The sequence below is a fragment of the Chryseobacterium cucumeris genome (genome assembly GCF_001593385.1).
Taxonomy (GTDB): domain Bacteria; phylum Bacteroidota; class Bacteroidia; order Flavobacteriales; family Weeksellaceae; genus Chryseobacterium; species Chryseobacterium cucumeris.
The window spans coordinates 387,421-409,102 of record NZ_LUVZ01000023.1 but is presented as its reverse complement, the minus strand read 5'-3'; the positions used below and the strand labels follow the sequence as shown (position 1 = coordinate 409,102).

Below are 21,682 nucleotides of genomic sequence, written 5' to 3'. Positions count from 1 at the left end.
TGTAAAATATCAAATCCTCTACAACCTTTAATTATAAATGAAAAATTAACTACAAATAACCTATTTAAGTAAAAAAATATTAAAATAAATTACAATTTAATTGTTTCAATATTAAAAATTTATTAAATTTGGTTAAAACTAAACCCATCAAAATCAATTAAATATGAGACAAAATTACTTGTTCATCGTACTATGCAGCCTTGTGCTCTTAGTAAACTGTAAAGGAGGTGATGACTCAGTGAATCCGGAAGATTCCAAAACTTTACCCACTGGAACTATAGAAGGTAAAGTATTTGCTAAAAACGGAACAAAACCCATTGGTGGTGCCACGGTGTTTACTATCGACAGCAAAAATCAGGTTTATCACACGTATTCCAATGCGGATGGTTCCTTCAGTCTGACTGCACCTGAAGGAAAAACAACTCTTCACATTCAGACCGGTAATGGCCTTAATTTCAGAACTGAAATTCCTGTTACCATTAACAAAAATGAAACAACTAGTGTTCCCAGCAAAGATTCCAAACTGAACCAGATTGCAAAAATAGCTTATGTAGAAGGCAGTTATGACGAAATAGAGGCTATTATTACAAATCTTGGGTACACCGCAACAGAAATCAGCTATCAGGATTTAAAAAACTTCAACACCATTTCTCAGTATGATATTATTTTCCTGAACTGCGGTTCACGTAATCTTGCACAGACGGGAACCAGCTCACCTGGTAACGACCTTTCCGTTTTCAGTAATCTCTCTACTTTTATCACAAACGGCGGAAGCATTTACAGCTCAGACTGGGCTGCTGCGTATCTGGTAGGCGGAAATCAAAATGCGCAATCCTGCGGTATAGCCGGAGGCTTTCTGGATTTTACGAAGATCTGTTTTAATATCAATGGAAATGCAAGTATGTATAACAACTGTACTGTTTCCAATACTGCTATGGCTTCAGCATTAGGGTTTAGTACATTAGATATCCAGTATGATATGTCTCTGTGGCAAAAAATCCAGTATTATGATCCTTTATTCTGGGAAGTATTGGTACAGAAAGATAACGAACCACTGATGATAAGAACCAATAAGTACGTGGATAAAACGGCTCCTAAAACCACTGTGGGAACGTCTTTAAACAATAATCACATGACGATCTGCCATCATACGGCAAATGGTAACACAGTTACCATTACCATTAATCAGAATGCATGGAATGCTCATCAGGCACATGGCGATTATATGGGATCATGTTCAGGAACGACAAGCAGTGGAAATATTTATTATACCACATTCCATAATCATGCAAGTGGAAATATCGGCAAAGCAGGACCGATTCTGGAATACGTAATCTTAAATTTGTAATAAAATTTTATAACTCAGTTCTCAAAGTGGCTTTTTATAAGGCCACTTTTTTTATATTGCATGTATATTTTTTAAAAGAATGGATACAACGATTATTAATATTTTCTGCCTTATTCTGTTATTTATAGGAATATTGGGAACTTTTCTTCCGGTATTACCTGGTCTTTTGCTCAGTATCTGTGGACTTTTGATCTATAAATTCGGGACGGATGCTGATCTTTCTATGATTTATATCTGGGCATTCGGAATTCTTACACTTGCTTCTGTAGTGTTAAGTTATGTAATTCCGGCAAAGACCAACAGAAAATATGGCGGTACCCGCTGGGGAAGCATTGGCTCTGTGATTGGAACTATTGTTGGGATATTTATTCCTATTCCGTTGGGATTTCTGATAGGAATGTTTGCAGGGGTATTTATTGGTGAGTTACTTCACGACAGTAAGGATATGAATAAAGCCTTACGATCAACCAAAGGAGCGCTGATTGGATTCATTTATGGAACCGGATTCAGTTTTGTGGTAGGAGTGGCAATGTTTTTGGTAGTATTACTTAATATGTTTAACGTCATTTAATTAAATATAAGAAACTATGTTCCATAAAATTGTCATACTCAGTCTGGGAATATTTGCATTAACAGGATGCGATGCCCAAAAGAAATCCAGAATTAATACAAAATCTACTGAAATGTCCACAGGTACAAAAACAACAAGTTCTGATCATCAGAAAGACGGTGTTATTTATCTGACTGAAGGAGAAAATAAGTTTTTACGAGAATATCAGATGAATGTGACATTCAAAGGAGTTTCTGAAGACAGCCGTTGTCCTGAAGGAGCTCAATGTATATGGGCTGGTGTTGCTCTTGCTCAGGTGGAAGTAATGGGAACTTCTACCCGACCGATGACCCTGAACCTTGCAAGCGCAGATTACCCGGCAAGAAATTATCATCAGTCGACAGAATTCAACGGATATACTATCACATTACAGGACATTGCTCCTCATCCAAAATCGCAGGATGGGACAAAAGCATTAGCCGGAAAATATAAAATCGGAATTACAATAAAAAAAGCAGATCAATCTGCTGATTCTACCAGGAAATAGGCTTCTTCCCTTTGGAAACAAGATATTCATTAATTTTTGAGAAAGGCTTGCTTCCAAAAAAACCTCTGTACACAGAAAAAGGTGAAGGATGTGCCGATTTAATAATAAAATGTTTAGCCGGATCTATGAGTTCGGCTTTTTTTTGTGCAAAAGCGCCCCATAAAACAAAAACAACATTCTCCTTTTTATCTGAAATTTCTTTAATGATAAAGTTGGTGAATTTTTCCCAGCCTAAATCTTTATGAGAATTGGGTGAATGCGCACGAACCGTTAAGGTAGCATTCAACAGTAAAACGCCTTGTCTTCCCCAATCATCAAGTTCTTTAGAAGTTCTTACCACTCCCAGATCATCTTTTAGCTCTATAAAAATATTTTTCAGGGATGGCGGTGCTGCAACCTGCTCAGAAACAGAGAAACACAATCCATTCGCCTGATAATCGTTATGATAAGGATCCTGGCCAATAATCACTACTTCCACATCATCAAAAGCTGTAAGTTCCAATGCTCTGAAAATCTGATTTTTGGGTGGAAAAACTTTGGTTGTTGCATATTCATTCTTCACTTTCTCCCAAAGGGTGGTAAAGTATTCCGTACTTTTTATCGGGGCTAAAATTTCTGTCCAGGTCATAGTGCAAAAATAATAATATTAAAATAAAATAAGAGCCTCCATTATACTTTAAATATCTTCACTTTTCTTTCAATCAGCATATACGAAAAATAGGACAGCAATAATGAAAAGGAGATTAATAACAGATTATTAAGATGATAAGAATTTACAATAATGAAATTCTGTTTCTTCACCATATAATGGATAATGTATAACGAATAGGAAATATTTCCTAAAAAATACACCGCTTTAGTTTCTAAAAATGCTTTCAGATAATTTGAGTTTCCTTCATAAAGATATTTGATCATCAATGCTGATAATAAAGGGATAAACAAGAGCCCTTTTTCCACAAAAAGCATAGACCCAAACAATAGGAGAATGATATAAAGGAACAGGTTTTCCTTCTTCGTTTTAAATGGTGGCAGAAGGGCAATTCCAATTCCAAGAAAATAGGAAGAAACCGTTCTTAGCAGAGAAACCAGTCCGTAAGGAAGATCAAGATATCTTGATGATTCCCCTACTTGCATTGGATGTTCAGAACCTATATATAAATGATCGGGAATATATGGAAGTGCAAACCTCAAAACCAGACTGGCAATAATTAAAATTTCGCTGCGTATTTTATAATGCAGAACAAGCCATAGCATAAAAGGAAATATCAGATAACAAACCCATTCTGTACTGAGTGACCAATAGACCACATTCAGCAGATAATCAGGATTAAAAAAACATTGTAATAAGCTTGCATTAATCAGAAATCCTGCTATAGAAGTTTTCATTAAAAACAAGGCAATAAAAACAACTGATATAATATAGACAGGATAAATTCTGTTAACTCTCTTTTTATAAAAAACCTCTATTGCTTTATAGTTCAGATTTTTAAATTTATCGGAGTAAGAAACTGTCAGTAAGAAAGCACTCAGCACAAAAAAGATATCAACCGCTACATACCCTTTTCCTACTATATCCTGAATGAATTCATTCCTAAAAAAACTAAAATGAAAAAACGCTACCCATAATGCAACAATCCCTCTAAGTCCCGTTAAAGATTTTATTTCATTTTTCATATGTAATTTCAATCGGTGATAAAGATAGAGAAAAACCTGTTAGATTTCTTACAGACGATCCCCCGATAGCCTTTTCAAACTAAAAATAATATTATCCGGAAAACCTTCATCTTTTTTTCCTTCCTGCAAAATAAAATGATGTTTTAAAAGAAGTCCTTTTGAATTTTCATTGAATGTACTGGTAATGGCCAAAATTTCCTGTAAATGGAGTTCGTTAAATCCATACTCTACAACCGCATTTAAAGCTTCAGACATAATTCCTTTTCTGTGGTACTCTGGCAACAGTTCATAGCCGACTTCTGCTGTCTTCCGGTCTTCAGAAAAATTCCAAAGACAAATGGTTCCGATAAGATGGGAATGATCTTTTAAAGAAATTCCCCAATAGACCGTTTGATTATTTTGAGTTCTTTGCTTAATTGTTAAAATAAACTGAAGCGCGTCATAGTTGGTCTTTGGTGAAACTCTTTTCACAAATTTATTGACTTCCGGATTGCCTCGGATTTTTAAAATGTCTTCTGTATTATTTTCATTGATTCCTTTTAAAATCAATCTTGATGTTTCTAGTTTCACATCTCAAATGTAATAAAAAGAATAGCATCAATTTATATAAATGCAAAGGTTATTGCATTCTATTACTCATTTTAAGTAAGCAAAGAAATACGACTAAATCGCTGATGAAGTGGAAGAATGGGCGAATCGCTTAGAAAGAATCAATGTATTGATTTCACTCTTTGCATCCTTAAAAGAGATAAGGTTTAGTAATAAAAAACTTTGCGTGTAAAAAAATTGATCTTTTTTGAAGTTTTAAAATTTTCGAGAAAAAAGCACCCCTATAATCATTAAACTCGCCGTTAATTTATTCTGTAAATCTCTCAGATATACGTAATAATCAAAATTCTCACTAAATTTGCATTGTGTATATAGATAAAGAAGATTTAGACGAATTAGAGTTTCCGCAATTGCTCGCGGAAATCTCCCCATTTGCGTATTCTCCGAAAACAAGAGAAAAAATTCTTCAACTTCGTCCGATGGAAATTGACGAGGCGGAACTTTCATTAAAAAAAACCTCAGAATATCTGTCGAGTTTTGAAAGTTCAAACGCGATTCCGTTTGATGAATATGAAGATATTGAAAGTGAGCTGAAATTGATGCTGATTGAGAACTACCGTCTGGAAAATGCTGCTTTCATCAAAATAAAAACCATCACGGAACAAATCGGAAGACTTCAGAAATTCTTCCCTACCATGCCGGAAACGTTTCCTACTTTGTTAGAAGAGGTTTCTGTACTGGAATTCAGAAAAGAGATTATTGAGAAGGTAGATAAGGTTTTTAACCGTTTTGGTGAAGTAAAAAATGAAGCTTCTCCAGCTCTGAAAGGGATAAGAACTGAAATTCAGCTGGCTAAAAAGGCGATTCAGGAAAACTTCAACCGTGCGCTTACCACGTATGGACAGAGTGACTTTCTGGATGATATCCGGGAAACGATTATTGACGACCAAAGGGTTCTGGCCGTAAAATCAGGATTCAAAAAAAGGGTTGCCGGAAGAACATTAGGAATTTCCAAAACAGGTTCCATCACGTATATTCAGCCGGACAGTGTGGTAAAGCACTATTTCAAACTGCGTGAAAATGAAGAGGAAGAGAAAAAAGAAATTGATAAAGTTCTCCGTAAACTTACTGCAGAACTGGCCGAATTTCAACCTCAGCTATGGAGATATCAGGTGTATATTTTTGACCTTGACCTTACGAGAGCTAAAGCGAAATTTGGTGAAGTGATCAACGGAGTTCTTCCGAAAATCAACCATCATAAAACGCTGAGACTAAAAGATGCTTACCATCCTCTTTTATGGTTAAGAAACAGAGTTGAAAACAAAACCATTCATCCTCAGACACTTACCTTAACAGAACATAACAGGATCATCTGTATTTCCGGTCCTAATGCCGGTGGAAAATCAATTACCCTGAAAACAGTCGGATTATTGCAGCTGATGATTCAGAGTGGCATCCTGGTTCCGGTTCATCCTAAGTCTGAAATGTTTTTCTTTGAGAAAATCATGACTGATATTGGGGACAACCAGTCCATTGAAAACCATTTATCTACCTATTCATCGAGGTTGAAGAAAATGTCCGGGATCATTCGTGAGGCTGATGCCAATACGCTTCTGCTTATTGATGAGTTCGGTACAGGTTCTGATCCGGAGCTTGGAGGTGCGCTTGCAGAAAGTTTCATGGAGTTTTTCTATGACAAAAAGAGTTTCGCCATCATTACGACGCACTATACCAATATTAAACTGGTAATAGAACAGCTTCCCAATGCCCAGAATGCAGCCATGCTTTTCAATGAAGAAACATTGGAACCGATGTATAAGCTGGAAGTGGGACAGGCAGGAAGTTCATTTACTTTTGAAGTTGCGGAAAAGAATAAGATTCCAAGATTCATTATCCATTCTGCGAAGAAAAAAGTAGAACATGATATTGTGAATCTTGACAAAACGATTGTAAAACTGCAACAGGAAAAATTTGAGGTAGAAAAACTGAAATCTGATCTTGCAGAAAGAAAAGAATCTGTAGAAGATAAACGTGATAATCTTCAGAAACTAAATGAGCAGCTTCAGCAGAAACTGTTCAATTTCCAGAAACTTTATGAGGAGGAACACCGAAAACTACAGTTCGGGAATAAGATTGAAACATTCATTGACAGCTATACCAAAGGAAAATCCAGAAAGGATGTGGTAAAAGATTTTGTAAAACTTCTTGAACAGGAGAAATTCAGAAAACTGGGCAGTGATAAGGATGAAACCAAACGCCTGCAGGTTGTTAAGAGAAAAATCACTCAACAGCTGAAAAAGGAAGAGGTTATTGAAAAAATTGCTGAGACCAATGAAAAACTGGAAGAAAAACGTAAAACCGACCGTGCTGTGTGGATGAAAATCGGACAGCGTGTTCGTATTACCGGAAGCACCAGTGTAGGAACCATTGAAAAAATTTCCAGAAATAAAGTGATCGTCAATTACGGAACTTTCAAGACCACGATTGATGCGGATGAACTTGAAAGAATTTAATGAATAAGAAATTAAATTAACGCAAATATAAAGAGAGCACCAGAAGGTACTCTCTTTTTTATATTATGCTTCATTTTTCTATTGCTATGCTTAAGGCTTTCCCTACATTTGAATATAAATGGGGAGCTTTGGAATGATAAACTGTATTCATATATAGTAAATATAAAAAAAATATTTCACGTTTAAAGGATTTTTTGTGACATTTTATGGAAAATTATAAAAACTAATTGCTACATTTACAAAAAATAAACTTACCATGAAAAATCTTAAAAAACTATCAAGAATTGAACTAAGAACTCTAAAAGGAGGTTTAGAACCTAATTGTCATTGTAGTCCGTCAGGATCTGGATTACCTCCAATAGACACTATTGCAGATAATGCAGAAGCTTGCTTTAATATTTGTAGATGCTATAGAAATGAGCCAACATGCATTCGTTAACATCAATCTGAATATGGAAAAATCATATTTAAGTAAGAGGATATCATATATCCTCTTATTTTATTTCTCCACTTTTGCCTCCCAAAAAGTATCCATAACAAATAATACAGGAGAAATCATCGTCATAAATAATAACCAAAAAGAAATTGTTATCAATGATCATGAAAAAAAAGAGCTTCCTGATATTACAGAGGGAATCTCAGTCAAAAATAATAATAGACTTGATAAATTTATTAATGTATTTCTTGAACCCAAAGAAAAGCTTAATATTATTATTACAAATGATAATAATATTATTTACAATGGTGATAAGGCCAATATCCATGAATACATTAATGAGAAACTGAATATTGAAACATTTGGAAAAATAAATATTTACCTAAATGCCATTAAGAAAAAAAATCTTGGAGAATTAAAAAGATCTTCAGAACTTATCTTGCTTAACATTATGAATAATATCAAGCAAGAAAGTATTATATCGGCGGATACTGAGAACAATTCTGTAAAGAAAATGAAAAATTATATCAAATACAATTGGCTTAACACCATTTTTTCGGCTGTCAACAGCACAGAAAATAAGAACTTTTCTCAGGAGGCCATTGACTATTATTATAAAAAATATATAAAAACTGATATTTTAAAATTCAGTTGTAATGATTATTATCATTATAAAATTATAGAGATCTTAGCAAAAAATAAAGATGTATTACGAATAGAGCTTCCAACCTATACTATCATTGAAACTACAAAAGATGACAATACTAATCAGTATTTATCCAAAAGTTGTCAAAAATTTTATTTCCTTAACAAGTTTCGCTATTTGGACTATATAAATAGTTCTGAAAAAGAATTTTATCAAAAAATATTAAGTGAAAAATTTAATGATTAATAAAAGTATTTTATCCAAAGTCGTTAGTATTATATTCCTTTTGGGATCTTTCTCTATTTATTTTGGACAAAATTATCAAATTATTTACGAAGTCAGGTTTAAACCTTTAAAACAAAGTGATTCATTTGCAAAAGAGTATATGGCCTTAAAAATAATTAATGGACAAAGTATTTTTTATAATCTGAATAAAGAAAAAATAGATTCCCTTGTTAAAGAAAATAATTTTAAAGATGTGGCATTCGTTACTAGTTCATTTCTGAGGTTTAAAATTTTTAAAGATTTATCAAAAAATCATTACATCATAGGAGGTAATTTTAACCAGTTTAATTACTGGTATAAGGAAAACAATATCAAGTATTACAATATCAAGAAGTTTGGAAAGTACAATGATTACATATCTTATGAAGCTTTTGCTAATTTTGGAAAGAGAGAATGGAAACTTTTATACACTCATGATATTCCAATCAACGATGGACCTTATGTTTTTTCAGGACTACCAGGTTTAGTCATTAAAGCTGAATCATTAGATAAGGATTATTGTTTTGAACTGATTGAAATTAAAAAGTTGAATGAGCAGTCAGAAATAACAAACAACAAAGAAAATATAAGAAAAGAAAAGCTAGTAAAGGACATCAATGATTTTATGAATGACCCTGCCGCTCATCACATTAACTTCAAAAATGATTTGGGAGATAGTTTTAATTATGAGTTTAAGGGGATTAAAGATAAAAATTATGAGGCAACAAATGAATATTTACAGAAAATAATCAATCAGTTTAATAACTATCCGGATAAGGATGTTCCTATAATAACATTCTAATTGAATAAAAAATCAATTTTGAATATTCAAAATACAATATTTTACTACACAATTCCTAGATTAAAAAAAGAGTATTTTTTCAAATACTCTATTCTATTTTTACTTCTTAATGAACTTTAATCGGGTTACTTTTTCTTTATCTTTCAACTGGATAAAATAAACTCCTTTTGATAAATGGTTAAGGTTTACATGGTGATTTGAAACTTTTCCTTCGTCAATTTTCTGTCCTGCAATATTATAAATTTCATAATCGGCGGCTTCTGAAATTCCTGAAATATTTAAGACATCAGAGGCAGGGTTAGGATAAATTTCAGGTTTTACAGACTTTCCTGATTCTTCCAATCCAAGGGTGAGATTGATTAAATCGACTCCATAATCTTCAACTTCCCCATAGGTAAATGTACTGCAGGCATCTAAAGGTATTGTTTGACTGGAAATAACTCTCATAGTAACGCCACATAGTGTCACTGCTGCCAAACTTGGAATCGTAAATACAGATACAGCCGGAGCAGCCTGAGTAACATTATTGGCCACCATCACTCTTTCGTTGGATTCAAAAATTCCGTTGGCATTAAGATCAATCCACGCCGTTACTGTTGTTGTGCCTAGAGTTCCCGTCCAGGTATTGGTTACTGAAAGCTTATTTCCTGTAGTTCCAATAAAAAACTTAACTCTACGGCTTAGGTCACTTCTGTAATCTATATAATTGGAAGGTCCGGAATCGCTTACCATTGGAGAGGTAACTCCTGTAGAATTTACGGTCACATTGGAAATATGCATCATCGTGGTATCTGTAGAAGCACTTGCACAATAATTAATGGTAGTGGTAAAAAATATAGGATCAGACCATAATCCCTGTGTTGTACACACTTTCACTACCTGTACTTCATACGTTGTACAAGGTTGCAAACCTGTAATTGTGAAAGAGTTTTGACCCGATACGGGTGTACCCGTCATCCAGAAAGTTGTTCCTGGTATTCTATATCTTATCATATTATCCGGACTATTAGGATCTGCAGTCCAGGTAACTGTTCCAGAAGTAAGTGTTATATTCGACATCTGAACTCCTGTTGGAGCATTGGTATCACAGTACAATAAAGATTGAGGTTCTTCTTCTATTTTGTGGGTTGCCTGAAGGCTTGAAATTCCCAATATAAAAGAGAATACAAAAAGTAGTTTTTTGGTCATGTTTATCAGTTTTAAAATTTCCTTGAAAAATAGGGTATTTTTTCAAATATAGCTTATACTTTCTCCATATAGCATTGTATTTTTTAATATTTTTGACAATAAAGTGTAAAACACACAGAAACTCTATGCTTTAATATATGTTCAAAAGTATTTCTACTCTCTGGATTTTTTATAAAAAAATAATAATTCCCACCTTGATATTTTCTTTATTAGCTTCTTGTTTATCCTCTTTCAATATTGAGAACTTTGGATTTAGTTTTCTTTTAATATCTCTTGTTCTTCATTATTTTATATATGAACTCCGGTTTAAAAATGAATATTACTTTTATGCCAATTTAGGGTTTTCCAGAGGTTTCCTTTGGGGATTCACGGTAGCTGTCTGTGTGATTGTCAAAATAATAACAGGAATTTTATGAGCAAGCTTCATATTGACAGCATAAGCAAGTCTTTTAAAGATAATAATATCCTTCGGGATATTTATTTAGGATGTGAAACCGGGCAGATTATTGGAATTCTGGGCAGAAATGGTGTTGGCAAATCAACATTATTAAAAATTATTTTTGGAACTGTCAGTAGTGATATCCAGTTTATAAGATACAATGACAAAGTTCTGAAAAGCATTTCTGATAGAAAAAACAGAATTGCTTACCTGCCACAGGATATTTTCTTACCGAAGTACAATACCATTAAAACCTTAATTCCTCTTTTTTGCAATAAAAAAAATACAGATCTGTTATTGACTTCAGATCTGATCCGTCCTTTTTTGTCGGAAAAACCTAAAGATCTTTCCAGAGGTGAGCAGAGAGTCATTGAAGCTTTAATGATAATTTATTCTGAAGCTGATTTTGTTTTACTGGACGAGCCCTTCCATAGCCTTTCTCCAAAAATTTCTGCAGCATTGAAAGCTGCAATCATTGAACAGTCTGCGTATAAGGGATTCATTATTTCTGATCATAATTATCAGGAAGTTCTTGATATTTCACACCAAATATTTCTTCTGCGTGAAGGCTATCTAAAACAAATACAAGATTTAAAAGAACTGCAGCGGTATAATTATCTTCCGAAAAGCATTTAATTTATATATTTGAGGGATCAAAAAATTTTCATGATGACTTTCATAAACAAAGCATTCTATTTATCCGCTTTCAGTATTTTATCTATTGCTTTTGTAAAAGGGCAGACTAAAGTTCCTTTTGGAGTTGTAAAAGCTGAAGAAGGATATGCCAACGTACGTGTACATAAAGACGATTACCGAAAAATTGTAGACAAGATCCGTATGCGTAAAGGAGATGTATTTGTTTATGTAAAACCTGCTCCCGGAGAAACAGAATGGATCTGGATCAAATATCCGGAGAAACAGGATGACGACAAACCTTTTGTACGGTATGAAACTCTGGATAAAGAAGGAATGGTAAATAAAGGGCGTATTGCTTATGTAGACCAGCTTCCTGCCTACACTCCATCTAAATCTAAAAACGGAAGATCTCTTATTTTTACTGACAATTCTGATCCTAAGGTTCCTACTGCCCAAAGAAGCAAAGTGGTGATTGATATTTATCCTTCCAATGCAGGATACCGTAAAAAGGAAAAAGATGCAGAAGGAAAAATTCTTACCATTGATAAAGTAAAACCATGGGGAATTGGAAATGACCTTCCTGAAGGAATGACTGAAATCAAATCCATCAGAGTACAGCAACCCGGAAGAGGATCTGTTTTTGTAAGAGAAGCCATCAAAAATATGTTCCAGCCTACCATGGATTTTGAAAACGTTGGAGTAACCTCACTTGACAACGATAATATTTTTCTTTATATGATAAACGGTTCAGGAGAAAACAGATACACTACTCTCTGGACGATTAAGAAAGGAAGAGTAATCAGCCAGATTATTTACCATAATCCGGAATAAATTCATTATTTTTGCATTCGAAAAGTTTTTACGCTTATTCATCACAGAAATTGGTTCTGCATCACTGCAGATTAAAAGGGAACCGTGTGAAAATCACGGACTGTCGCGCAACTGTAAGTAACTGAAGTCTTTATCAAAGATCCACTGTGCGAGGCATGGGAAGGAGATAAATGATGTTACAAGTCAGGAGACCTGCCTTTTTCTTAAACATGTAACTTTCGCGATTTGAAGTTGTATTGATCTGATGGATTGTTTCAGGAATTCTATAAGTTCCTGTTATTATTCTGTTGTTTCCAATCATTTCCTATCGCTTTAATTAATAATGATATATGACTACAGAAGAAAGAATTGAAGCATCCGAAACCAGAATCTTTAAAGCGGTTTTCCCTAACACAACCAATCACTATGATACCCTTTTTGGAGGTACAGCGATGCAGCTGATGGATGAGGTAGCTTTTATCACCGCAACCCGTTTTGCCAGAAAAAGAGTGGTAACGGTAAGCAGTGACAAGATCGATTTTAAAAAACCTATTCCTGCCGGAACCATCGTTGAGCTGATCGGGAAAGTTTCATACGTGGGAAAAACCAGTATGAAAGTAAACGTTGAAATTTACACCGAGCAGATGTATTCCTATGAAAGAGAAAAAGCAATTATTGGTGATTTTACTTTTGTAGCGATTGACGAATTCAAGAAACCAATCCAAATACTATAAACAATAAAGTTTCGGGCGGCCAGAGGCCGCCCGAAACTTTTCCATTCAACACAACATAGTATATCTCAACCAAAGAATGATTGGACTTCATTTGTTTTTTTATTTACTTTTAGCATGGCAAAAAAATTATTTTTACATTGCTGTCACTAAAAACTATAGAAGAACCGATATTTCATGAAAAAGATTATTGTAATCATTACCCTTATCCTATCCATTACATTAAGAGCACAAAAAGACGTTAAAATTGAACTTTCAGAAAGTTACGAATTAGGAAATATTATTCTGGCCCTCACTGAATATGGCAGAACAGATCCTTATGACGTACAGAAAATCCCACCGTATTATGATGAAATCATCACGTATTTTGAACCTGTAAAAGATCATCCTTTACTAAAAAAAGTAAATTATTCAAGAAAAGATTGGAAAAAATTCTTAGGCTTCCGAACTGATTTCTATGCATTTTCTTTTGATGAAAAAGGCTTACTTAAAAGAGATTTTCCTTTCAATTCCTTTGGTCCTAAAGAAGTAGATGAAAATCTGGAGCTCATCAATGATTTTGTAAAGAAATCAAATTACAGAACCTTTTATAAAAATCATCAGTCGTTTTACAATACTTTAATTGCCAATTACAAAGAGTATTATTACATCAATGATACTTATACTTTTTTGGATAAAATAGCAAAAAGACCAGCCAATGAAACAGATAAGAAATACATTATTGCCATATCTCCTTTGGTAGGCGGACAGAATTGCCACAGGGATATCAATAGCTCCTTAACTGTAGACTTTCCAAATATCGGAGAAGATCTTATCCTTGGAAATTTAAAAGGTAATCTCGCAAGAAGGATTCTTGATAATCACACCGTATTTTCAGAAATCGATCATGGGTATGTAAATCCTATTTCAGATCAGTACTCAAAGGAGATAACGGAAAGCTTCAACCTTACGAATTGGGATAAAAAATCAGGATACCCGGGAATAAATTCATTCAATGAATATATGACATGGGCAGTTTACGATTTGTTCATCAACGAAAAATTTCCAGAAGAAAAAACAGACAGTCTTTCGGCGATTTATCATAAAGTGAATATCCGACGCGGTTTTATTGCTCAGAATTTATTCTCGGAGAAGCTTATAGAGCTTTATAAAAAGGAAAAGAATCTGGAAAAATTATATATTCCATTATTAAAGTGGACGAAGAAAACAGGAAACAAAATTTCCCAGCCTTCCGTTGTCAATTCCAATAATAAAGACTTTGAGAAAACTGATCTCAATAATATTGTGGTACAATTCACAGAGCCTATGAAAAAAACAAAGACTCTTCAGCTCAAATTATATGAATACATTGATGGAAAAGAAACCCGCAATACCATCATTATCGTTAAAAATCCGGTCTGGTCTAAAGACGGGAAAGAAGTGAAATTCAGCCTGGATACTTCTTATAAAAATTTTGTACTGGGATTTTATGTACATAACAGTATGGCTGGATTTTATTCAAAGAAGGGAATTTTATTAAATCCCGACAATTACTTATTACTAGCCTCTTAAAACATTTCAGATGATCTATAAAAAGACCCTGCCCAATAAGCGGCAGGGTCTTCTTTTTTCAATTATTTCAGTACTTTTTCTGTTTCCAGACTTCTGTTCAGCAAAAACTCAAAAGCCTCTCCCATTTCATCCGATGCTCTGCTGATTGCATTTTCAAGCATATTTCGAATTTGTCTTTCTGTCACTCCAGCTTCAGTCCAGCTTTTTCCGGAAGTATGAGAATTTAAGATAAACGGCATGATTCTGTCAATTCCACATGCAAAGATAGCATCCGGAGTTTTCTCATCTTCAAACTCAAGCCATAAATTAAAGAATTCTGTACGTAAAGGTTCATCCAGAATTCCAAAGATTTTCTGAGCAGAAGCTTTCTCTCTTTCGAACTTTCCTACCATTGCCTTTTCATCAAAAATAAAAGTGTCTCCGGCTTCAATCTCCACAAGATCATGAATGGAAAGCATTCTTATCACTCTTAACAAATCAATATCTGCACGGTTTTTAGCATACGGATAAAGGATCTGAGCCAGAATAATAATCTGCCATGAATGTTCCGCTGTATTCTCTCTCCGGGAATCGTCTGCATTATAATTTCTTCGCTGTACATTTTTAAGTGCATCTACTGCCAGAATAAAATCGATCTCTTTCTGAATTTTCATCTTACTTCTTATTTCTGTTATATTGATCAGACGGATATACCTTTGTTTTGGTAATCCATTTATTATTTATCTTTTCTTTAGTGGTCACTTTTACACTACCTTCAATGCTCATATCCTCTTCTTTTTCAAAGACTTTATCAAGTCCTTTATTCGGAATTACAACATATTCTGATGTAAAAATATCACAGCAGCCGGACTTTCCGTAAGAAATTAGACGTTTACGCTTGGCATCAACATCAAAAATATCCAGACCGTTTGAACCCAGCTCTGTAAGTTCATCACTTTTTACAAACCCTAATCTTGTCTTGTTGAAGACATATACATCATAAGATGCCCCGCTATAATTTCCCATATTTCCGTTCCTTATGGCAACATCTTCCGTTCCATCGAAATTAAAGTCATCTATAATTACGGCACGCTGATCTTTTAAAAGGGGGATCAATTTCCCCTGGATCGGTTTTTGACCTTGTTCTGTATATAAAACCAGATCCTCTGAAACAAAAGTCTGTACTTTGCTGTTTTTATGATCAAACAATTCCACCGTTCCCTTTCCTCCGCATCTGTCATCATAACAATTTTCTACATGGATGACAGCATCATAACTTTTTGATACATTTTTAACCTCAAACTGATATTGCCCGAAACATAAGGGACCTAATAAAAGAAATGCCGATAAGTGCCAGTACTTATTAAAAATATTCATGGTAATAGTAAATGATTTAGGTGTTTTTATTGCTAACAAAAATACGAATCATAATAGCGATCTCAAAATCCCGGTCTCATTATCTGTCAGAATTACCCTTTCAATAAAAGTGTATTCATAGATAAGAAGCTGTTTCCCGCTATCCGCTCATACTCCTCGCTCCTGCCTAAAGCCATAGCTGCTGTGGGGTAACCGCTGCTATCGGGGCTATGACATGAGTAATCTGTAATGAGTAATGGGTAATAATTAATAAAAGATCATTTTTTCTATCAATTTTATTTAAAAATTAAAGATTTCTGAGCTATTTTCTGTTAAAATTCATTTTACGCAAAATTCAAGGCAAAATTTATTTAATTGATTTTCAATATTTTAAATAATTTATTTTGAAAATTTCACTACTTTGTATTGCATAATACCATTTTATTTACATATCTTTGTAATGTAAAATTAGAATAGGCTCAACTAGCTAGGGGCATTTTTCTAAAAATATAACTAATTAACAAAACTTATCAAAGATGAATACCGAAAATACCAAAGCGCAAATGCGAAAAGGAATTCTGGAATTCTGTATTCTAAGTCTCATCAATAACCGTGAAATGTATGTTTCTGATCTTATTGACGAACTGAAAAAAGGAAAACTGGATGTAGTGGAAGGGACCCTCTACCCTCTTCTTACAAGACTTAAAAACGGAGAGTTTCTCTCTTACAGATGGGAAGAATCTACAGGAGGACCACCCAGAAAATATTATCAGATCACAGAAAAAGGAAAACTTTTCCTGGATGAACTACTCAATACATGGAATGAACTGACAGCCTCAGTAAACCAAATCACCCAACAAAATTAAAAAACAAAGCTATGAACAAGACACTCTCAATAGGACTCGCAGGTTTTTCTTTTACCATAGAAGAACACGCATATATAAAGCTCAGCGATTACCTGAATGCACTGAGAAGCTCTCTGGATGCTTCTGAGGCTGATGAAGTAATGCATGACATAGAAATAAGAATGGTGGAGATTTTCAAAGATTCTTTAGGAAAACGTGAAGTGATTAACGATACCGATGTAGAAAAGGTAATCGCACAAATCGGAAGCCCTGAAAAAATCGAAGAACAGGAAGAAGCTTATTTTTCTGAAAAAACATCTGCCAGAAAAGAATATTCCGGATCCAATTATACCGATAAAAAACAACTGTTCCGTGATCCGGAAAAACAAAAAGTAGCAGGGGTTTGTGCAGGTTTAGCTCAATATGTAGGAATGGATATTACTACCATGAGAGCAATCTGGCTGGGAATCTTCATACTAGGAATTTTTACAGCAGCCATTTCCTCTTCTTTAATAGGTCTTTTATATGTAATCCTTTGGATCGTACTTCCAAAAGCTGAAACAGCAGCAGATTTCCTGAAAATGCAGGGAAAGCCTATGAACTTCGACAATCTTAAGAATGAGTCTAATAAATTGGTACAATTTGCCAATGAATCTACTCAGAGGGTCGGAGAAATCTACAACGAAAACAAACCTTATATCAACAATGCAAGCAGCGGAGTTTGGAATGTGTTCAAGTATATTGTAGGAGGTTTCTTTGTACTAATGGCTGTAAGCAGCATTATCGGAGTATTTGTATTATTTGCCCTTTTCGCAATGGATACAGACTTCCCCGGAGCTAATGAAATCAGATTCTACATGGACGATCAGGGACTTGATAAAGTACTGGCTGCGATGATGGTGATCGGAAGTTTAATCCCGGCAATCCTTTTCAGCTTATTGAGCATCAAGATCTTCTCTCCGAAAACAAAACTGAGAAATATCGGATGGGTTGTAGGTGGTTTATTCCTTCTTTTGATCGGACTTGGAACTTACTTCGGAATCAGTATGGCTAAAAAAGACATGATCTATAGAGGAAGCAAGGAAGATGTAGAAAATGTTGCCATCAACACCACTTCAGATACAGTGTATGTAGACGTAAAACAGATCAACATTCCTCAGAATTTCAAAGGGTATAACAATGATATTTATTCTGATAAAAGAACAGTGTATGAAGAAGATTATATTTCTGTAGATGTAACCAGAAAACCAGATATTAAAACACCTTATCTGATCATTAAAAAAGAAGGAAAAGGATATAACTTCCCAATCCAGATGACGGTTCCTGTAGAAATTGTAAACAACAAAGTATTACTTCCTAACTACATCAAATATCCGTACGAGCACAGATTCAGAGATTACAGCCTTGATTACGAACTTGTGGTTCCGCAAAAAGCAGTTGTTTTATCCATGAATAAAAATCGTATTCACATGGACGGAGATTTAGACGGAGACGGTATCAATGACGAAGACCAGGACAGAGATGAAGACCATAACAATGTCCGAATTGAAAAAAATAAAATAACGGTAAACGGTTCCAGTATCGAATACAACTCTGATGACAAAGACAGCATCATTGTAAACGGTAAAAAAGTTCCTAACAACCAGGCAAAGAAAGTTATTGATTCTGCAGTGTCTACTATCAAAAAATCAAATAAAGATATGGACATCAAAATCAAAGACGGAAAAAACGAAATTTCCATACAAACTAAATAATTAACTTCAGAGAGTGGTAGAAGGTGTGGGTGGATGGCAACCGTTTGAAATTCACACCCTTCTTCTCTCAGAAAAGTAAAAATAAAACCATATTTAGTTTCTTATGTGAAAAAAAAGTTTTAATTTCGTAAAGCTAAAATTTAATAACCAACCAATCAAAAACACAGCCTTATCATGATACAATTTGCAATGGAATTCGTAATGAAAATCGTAGATTTAATTAGCGGTTTGTTTTAAGAGCAATAATATTTCAATATATTTGTAAAGTATAACCAAAGTTTGGTTATACTTTTTTGTTTTTAATCCAAGAAATCTATGAAAAAGCTGTTAGGCAAAGCAATGTTAAAAGTATTAGGTTGGAAAGTCGTTCTTCAGGGCGATGTCAACAATCTGAACAGGTGTATCCTAGTGGTAGCACCACATACCCATAATATGGAGTACATTTTAGGAAATTTCGCCTATTGGTCTTTGGAAAAACCTTTAAAAATTATCATTAAAGATGCACACACCAAAGCATGGTATGGAAGTATTGTAAAAGGACTTGGAGGTATTGGTATCGACAGAAGCCAGAAAAACGATCTTGTAAATTTCGTAGCCAACCAGTTTTCCAAAGAAGATTTCAGTCTTGTGATTACTCCGGAAGGAACCAGAAGCTGGGTACCGAAATGGAGAAAAGGATTCTATCACATGGCTTTGGCAGCTAAAGTTCCTATTGTGCTGGCAGCAGGTGATTTTAAAAGAAAAATTGTTTACCTGGGCTACACTATACCTTATGAAAGAATAGCATCCGTATCTTTTTCAGAAATCATGCAGGAAATTCAGGACTATTATGTAAAAAATGATATTGTTCCTAAAGTACCGGAAAACTGGAATCCTAATATTATGGGAACTGAGTCAGAAACTAGAAGCTAGAAGCTAGAAGCTAGAAGCTAGAAGCTAGAAGCTAGAAGCTAGAAGCTAGAAGCAAAATTAATTACCATTTATCAATTATTAAAATGAAAGGTCAGACAAAAGAAGAAATATTAGCATTCATCAATAACTGGGGAGATGTAACTCTTGCCAAAACACTTGAAATCAAATTCATTGATATTGATCTCGAAAATGAAACCCTTACCGCAACCATGCCTGTTCTGCCAAGAACTCACCAACCTTTTGGAATCATGCACGGAGGAGCAAGCTGTGTTTTAGCTGAAACCTTAGGGTCAAGCCTGTCCAATATTTTTATCGATGGCGAAAAATATTACGGAGTAGGAACCAACATCAATTCTAACCATTTAAGAAGCAAAAAAGATGGTATTGTAACTGCTACAGCACGCTTTATCAGAAAAGGTAAGACCATGCACGTATCAGAAATTGAAATTCGTGATGAAAAAGGAGTTTTAATTAATCATACCACAATGACGAATAATATTATTCACAGGTAATACTTACTGCAACATAAAAAATAAGGAGCTTAAACTAAATTTAAGCTCTTTTTATTTTGACATCTTTTAGACTAGTAATACCTTTGCAAAAAGAAAAGTTACGCTGGGAATTTCCTATATTATTTCCGGCTGTTGGTTTCCAAAATTCCTTCATAGCTCATGATTTATTTCAAACTTCCCTTCGACGAAAGATTATTGTCTGCAGATGAAAAAAGTAGTAAAAATGCAGTTAACTTTTTTTCTTATAATGGCTTAGATCAGATTAGCTTCAGCGGAGATATTTCTGAAATACCCCCCAATGAAGTTGATCAAAAATTGATTACCAATGAAGTTTTGAATGATGATACCACAAATTATTACGCTGAAACCAAAGAAGAATACTGCCACACTTTACAGCAAGTAATTAAAGTCATCAAAGAAAACAATTTGCCAAAACTTGTTTATTCAAGAAGGAAAATATTTACAAATTTTCATACAGTCAATTATACAGAGAGTTTTAAAAACTTATGTAAATCATATCCCAATGCTTTCAGATATCTTTTTAATGATGGAAAAAATGCATGGATGGGAGCTTTCTCGGAAGTATTAGGGAAGTTTAATAAAACTACGCACGAATTTGAAACAATGGCCCTTGCCGGAACTCTTCCGGTATCTGAGGAGTGGTCCGAAAAAGAAATTGAAGAACAAAAGCCTGTTACCAATTATATTCAGAATATTCTGGCAAATTATTCTGACAATATAGATCAGTCAGAAACCTATGACCATATTTCCGGTAATATCAAACATTTACGAACAGATTTTAAAACCAGTATACAACCTGAAGATCTTGATAAAATTATTCAGGAGCTGCACCCTACTCCTGCAGTCTGTGGTATTCCAAAAGATTTTTGCAATGAGAATATCCGTAAATATGAAAAATTCCCCCGTGAATTTTATGCAGGTTATATCAAGGTTGAAACGGATGAGAGTATCCTGTATTTTGTCAATCTGCGTTGTGCAAGACTTTATAAAGACTCCGTACACGTTTTTGTAGGAGGCGGAATAACAGCTCAAAGTGATCCGGAAAAAGAATGGAGAGAAACAGAACTGAAGTCTGAGGCGATATTGAAAAACCTGATTGTTTCCTAATATTTTTAGATTTGCCCACAGATTCTACAGAAACCTGTATTATGCTAAGTAAACGCCTTTGAGAACAATTTATCGTCCTTCTGCGGACTTTGCCTTATATAGGTTTAGGCTAAAACCAATTGGTCTCTTTATCCTTTTTCCTGAACAGGCTAAAGCCCGTCCCTATTGAATAGTAAAAGCAGATATGGATATTTATACTAAACCTAATCCCTGATTCATGCTACCTTTTATCTGAAAGCTGCAATCTATAACCCCATTAAAAAACCTCCTTCAAAAAGAAAGAGGCTATATCTATATTGAAATATTCAATTTATTTCTTTAAACCGATTCTACTCCATGTATCCATTACGAAAAGCAGGATAAGACCTATTGCAGCAGCTCCCGCTGAGAATGCAAATCTAACGTTATCTTCATCTCCTAAGATATCTGTCGCCTGCCAGTTAATAGCATAAAGATTAATGGTGATGAATACAATGAACAGTACTAAAAATACTTTATAAAACTTCTTCATG

23 protein-coding genes and 1 riboswitch are annotated in these 21,682 nt (G+C 34.3%); of the genes, 16 read left to right on the top strand and 7 right to left on the bottom strand.

The window, feature by feature from the left end:
- Positions 1 to 163: 163 nt before the first annotated feature.
- The 3 genes from A1704_RS14240 to A1704_RS14230 all read left to right on the top strand — a co-directional run bounded on the left by A1704_RS14240 (position 164) and on the right by A1704_RS14230 (position 2,445).
- On the top strand, positions 164 to 1,348 hold the full coding sequence (locus A1704_RS14240; protein ID WP_062674457.1) for a carboxypeptidase-like regulatory domain-containing protein: 1,185 nt from the start codon (positions 164 to 166) through the stop codon (positions 1,346 to 1,348).
- Positions 1,349 to 1,427: 79 nt separating this feature from the next.
- Complete coding sequence (locus A1704_RS14235) at positions 1,428 to 1,919, top strand: DUF456 domain-containing protein (RefSeq protein ID WP_062674452.1); 492 nt, start codon at positions 1,428 to 1,430, stop codon at positions 1,917 to 1,919.
- Between the two features lie 16 nt (positions 1,920 to 1,935).
- The gene (locus tag A1704_RS14230) at positions 1,936 to 2,445 is read left to right on the top strand and encodes a hypothetical protein (RefSeq protein WP_062674450.1); all 510 of its coding nucleotides are present in this window, start codon (positions 1,936 to 1,938) and stop codon (positions 2,443 to 2,445) included.
- Here the strand turns inward: A1704_RS14230 and A1704_RS14225 are convergent.
- From A1704_RS14225 to A1704_RS14215, 3 genes are read right to left on the bottom strand one after another with little or no spacing between them, the layout of a single operon-like run.
- A complete protein-coding gene (locus A1704_RS14225; protein ID WP_062674448.1) occupies positions 2,432 to 3,073 on the bottom strand; it encodes a uracil-DNA glycosylase in 642 nt (213 codons plus the stop codon). The two genes, A1704_RS14230 and A1704_RS14225, sit on opposite strands and share 14 nt — an antisense overlap.
- Positions 3,074 to 3,114: 41 nt before the next feature.
- Positions 3,115 to 4,119 (bottom strand): acyltransferase family protein, encoded by a 1,005-nt coding sequence (locus A1704_RS14220; protein ID WP_062674446.1) that lies wholly within the window; start codon positions 4,117 to 4,119, stop codon positions 3,115 to 3,117.
- Between the two features lie 48 nt (positions 4,120 to 4,167).
- The gene (locus A1704_RS14215) at positions 4,168 to 4,689 is read right to left on the bottom strand and encodes a GNAT family N-acetyltransferase (protein ID WP_062674444.1); all 522 of its coding nucleotides are present in this window, start codon (positions 4,687 to 4,689) and stop codon (positions 4,168 to 4,170) included.
- A 344-nt stretch (positions 4,690 to 5,033) separates the two neighbouring features.
- Between A1704_RS14215 and A1704_RS14210 the strand changes: the two genes are divergently transcribed.
- From A1704_RS14210 to A1704_RS14200, 4 genes are all read left to right on the top strand, one after another.
- On the top strand, positions 5,034 to 7,181 hold the full coding sequence (locus A1704_RS14210) for an endonuclease MutS2 (protein ID WP_062674442.1): 2,148 nt from the start codon (positions 5,034 to 5,036) through the stop codon (positions 7,179 to 7,181).
- Between the two features lie 256 nt (positions 7,182 to 7,437).
- Positions 7,438 to 7,620 carry a bacteriocin-like protein gene (locus A1704_RS25125; protein WP_423775171.1) on the top strand — a complete coding sequence of 61 codons (183 nt, stop codon included), beginning with the start codon at positions 7,438 to 7,440 and terminating at the stop codon, positions 7,618 to 7,620.
- The gene (locus A1704_RS14205) at positions 7,559 to 8,509 is read left to right on the top strand and encodes a hypothetical protein (protein ID WP_062674441.1); all 951 of its coding nucleotides are present in this window, start codon (positions 7,559 to 7,561) and stop codon (positions 8,507 to 8,509) included. Before A1704_RS25125 ends, A1704_RS14205 begins: the two co-directional genes overlap by 62 nt.
- Positions 8,490 to 9,329 carry a GLPGLI family protein gene (locus A1704_RS14200; RefSeq protein WP_131797512.1) on the top strand — a complete coding sequence of 280 codons (840 nt, stop codon included), beginning with the start codon at positions 8,490 to 8,492 and terminating at the stop codon, positions 9,327 to 9,329. The genes A1704_RS14205 and A1704_RS14200 overlap by 20 nt, the downstream gene beginning before the upstream one ends.
- 99 nt (positions 9,330 to 9,428) lie before the next feature.
- Here A1704_RS14200 and A1704_RS14195 read toward each other — a convergent pair whose 3' ends face one another.
- Positions 9,429 to 10,517, bottom strand: a complete 1,089-nt coding sequence (locus A1704_RS14195) for a GEVED domain-containing protein (RefSeq protein WP_062674435.1) — start codon at positions 10,515 to 10,517, stop codon at positions 9,429 to 9,431.
- A gap of 412 nt (positions 10,518 to 10,929) precedes the next feature.
- On the opposite strand from A1704_RS14195, the gene A1704_RS14185 reads away from it, so the two are divergent.
- The 4 genes from A1704_RS14185 (at position 10,930) to A1704_RS14170 (ending at position 14,684) form a co-directional block, all read left to right on the top strand.
- Positions 10,930 to 11,592 carry an ATP-binding cassette domain-containing protein gene (locus A1704_RS14185; protein WP_062674431.1) on the top strand — a complete coding sequence of 221 codons (663 nt, stop codon included), beginning with the start codon at positions 10,930 to 10,932 and terminating at the stop codon, positions 11,590 to 11,592.
- 30 nt (positions 11,593 to 11,622) lie between these two features.
- Positions 11,623 to 12,423 (top strand): hypothetical protein, encoded by an 801-nt coding sequence (locus A1704_RS14180; protein WP_062674429.1) that lies wholly within the window; start codon positions 11,623 to 11,625, stop codon positions 12,421 to 12,423.
- Between the two features lie 34 nt (positions 12,424 to 12,457).
- Positions 12,458 to 12,637: riboswitch (cobalamin riboswitch) on the top strand.
- A 115-nt stretch (positions 12,638 to 12,752) separates the two neighbouring features.
- Positions 12,753 to 13,136 (top strand): acyl-CoA thioesterase, encoded by a 384-nt coding sequence (locus A1704_RS14175; protein WP_034699813.1) that lies wholly within the window; start codon positions 12,753 to 12,755, stop codon positions 13,134 to 13,136.
- A gap of 174 nt (positions 13,137 to 13,310) precedes the next feature.
- Positions 13,311 to 14,684: a DUF4932 domain-containing protein gene (locus tag A1704_RS14170; RefSeq protein ID WP_062674427.1), complete on the top strand. Its 1,374-nt coding sequence runs from the start codon at positions 13,311 to 13,313 to the stop codon at positions 14,682 to 14,684.
- A gap of 62 nt (positions 14,685 to 14,746) precedes the next feature.
- Here A1704_RS14170 and A1704_RS14165 read toward each other — a convergent pair whose 3' ends face one another.
- Together A1704_RS14165 and A1704_RS14160 are read right to left on the bottom strand one after the other, a co-directional pair.
- Complete coding sequence (locus A1704_RS14165; protein WP_062674425.1) at positions 14,747 to 15,337, bottom strand: HD domain-containing protein; 591 nt, start codon at positions 15,335 to 15,337, stop codon at positions 14,747 to 14,749.
- Position 15,338: 1 nt separating this feature from the next.
- Positions 15,339 to 16,040, bottom strand: a complete 702-nt coding sequence (locus tag A1704_RS14160; RefSeq protein ID WP_062674423.1) for an XAC2610-related protein — start codon at positions 16,038 to 16,040, stop codon at positions 15,339 to 15,341.
- A 515-nt stretch (positions 16,041 to 16,555) separates the two neighbouring features.
- Between A1704_RS14160 and A1704_RS14155 the strand changes: the two genes are divergently transcribed.
- The 5 genes from A1704_RS14155 (at position 16,556) to A1704_RS14135 (ending at position 21,170) form a co-directional block, all read left to right on the top strand.
- On the top strand, positions 16,556 to 16,885 hold the full coding sequence (locus A1704_RS14155; protein WP_002977573.1) for a PadR family transcriptional regulator: 330 nt from the start codon (positions 16,556 to 16,558) through the stop codon (positions 16,883 to 16,885).
- An 11-nt stretch (positions 16,886 to 16,896) separates the two neighbouring features.
- The gene (locus tag A1704_RS14150; protein ID WP_062674422.1) at positions 16,897 to 18,618 is read left to right on the top strand and encodes a PspC domain-containing protein; all 1,722 of its coding nucleotides are present in this window, start codon (positions 16,897 to 16,899) and stop codon (positions 18,616 to 18,618) included.
- A 315-nt stretch (positions 18,619 to 18,933) separates the two neighbouring features.
- Positions 18,934 to 19,530, top strand: a complete 597-nt coding sequence (locus tag A1704_RS14145) for a 1-acyl-sn-glycerol-3-phosphate acyltransferase (protein WP_062674420.1) — start codon at positions 18,934 to 18,936, stop codon at positions 19,528 to 19,530.
- An 83-nt stretch (positions 19,531 to 19,613) separates the two neighbouring features.
- Positions 19,614 to 20,042, top strand: coding sequence for a PaaI family thioesterase (locus A1704_RS14140; RefSeq protein WP_002977570.1), 429 nt, complete (start codon positions 19,614 to 19,616; stop codon positions 20,040 to 20,042).
- A 159-nt stretch (positions 20,043 to 20,201) separates the two neighbouring features.
- Positions 20,202 to 21,170 (top strand): chorismate-binding protein, encoded by a 969-nt coding sequence (locus tag A1704_RS14135; RefSeq protein ID WP_062674418.1) that lies wholly within the window; start codon positions 20,202 to 20,204, stop codon positions 21,168 to 21,170.
- 310 nt (positions 21,171 to 21,480) lie between these two features.
- Here A1704_RS14135 and A1704_RS14130 read toward each other — a convergent pair whose 3' ends face one another.
- Positions 21,481 to 21,681, bottom strand: a complete 201-nt coding sequence (locus tag A1704_RS14130) for a hypothetical protein (RefSeq protein WP_047378522.1) — start codon at positions 21,679 to 21,681, stop codon at positions 21,481 to 21,483.
- Between the last annotated feature and the right edge of the window lies 1 nt (position 21,682).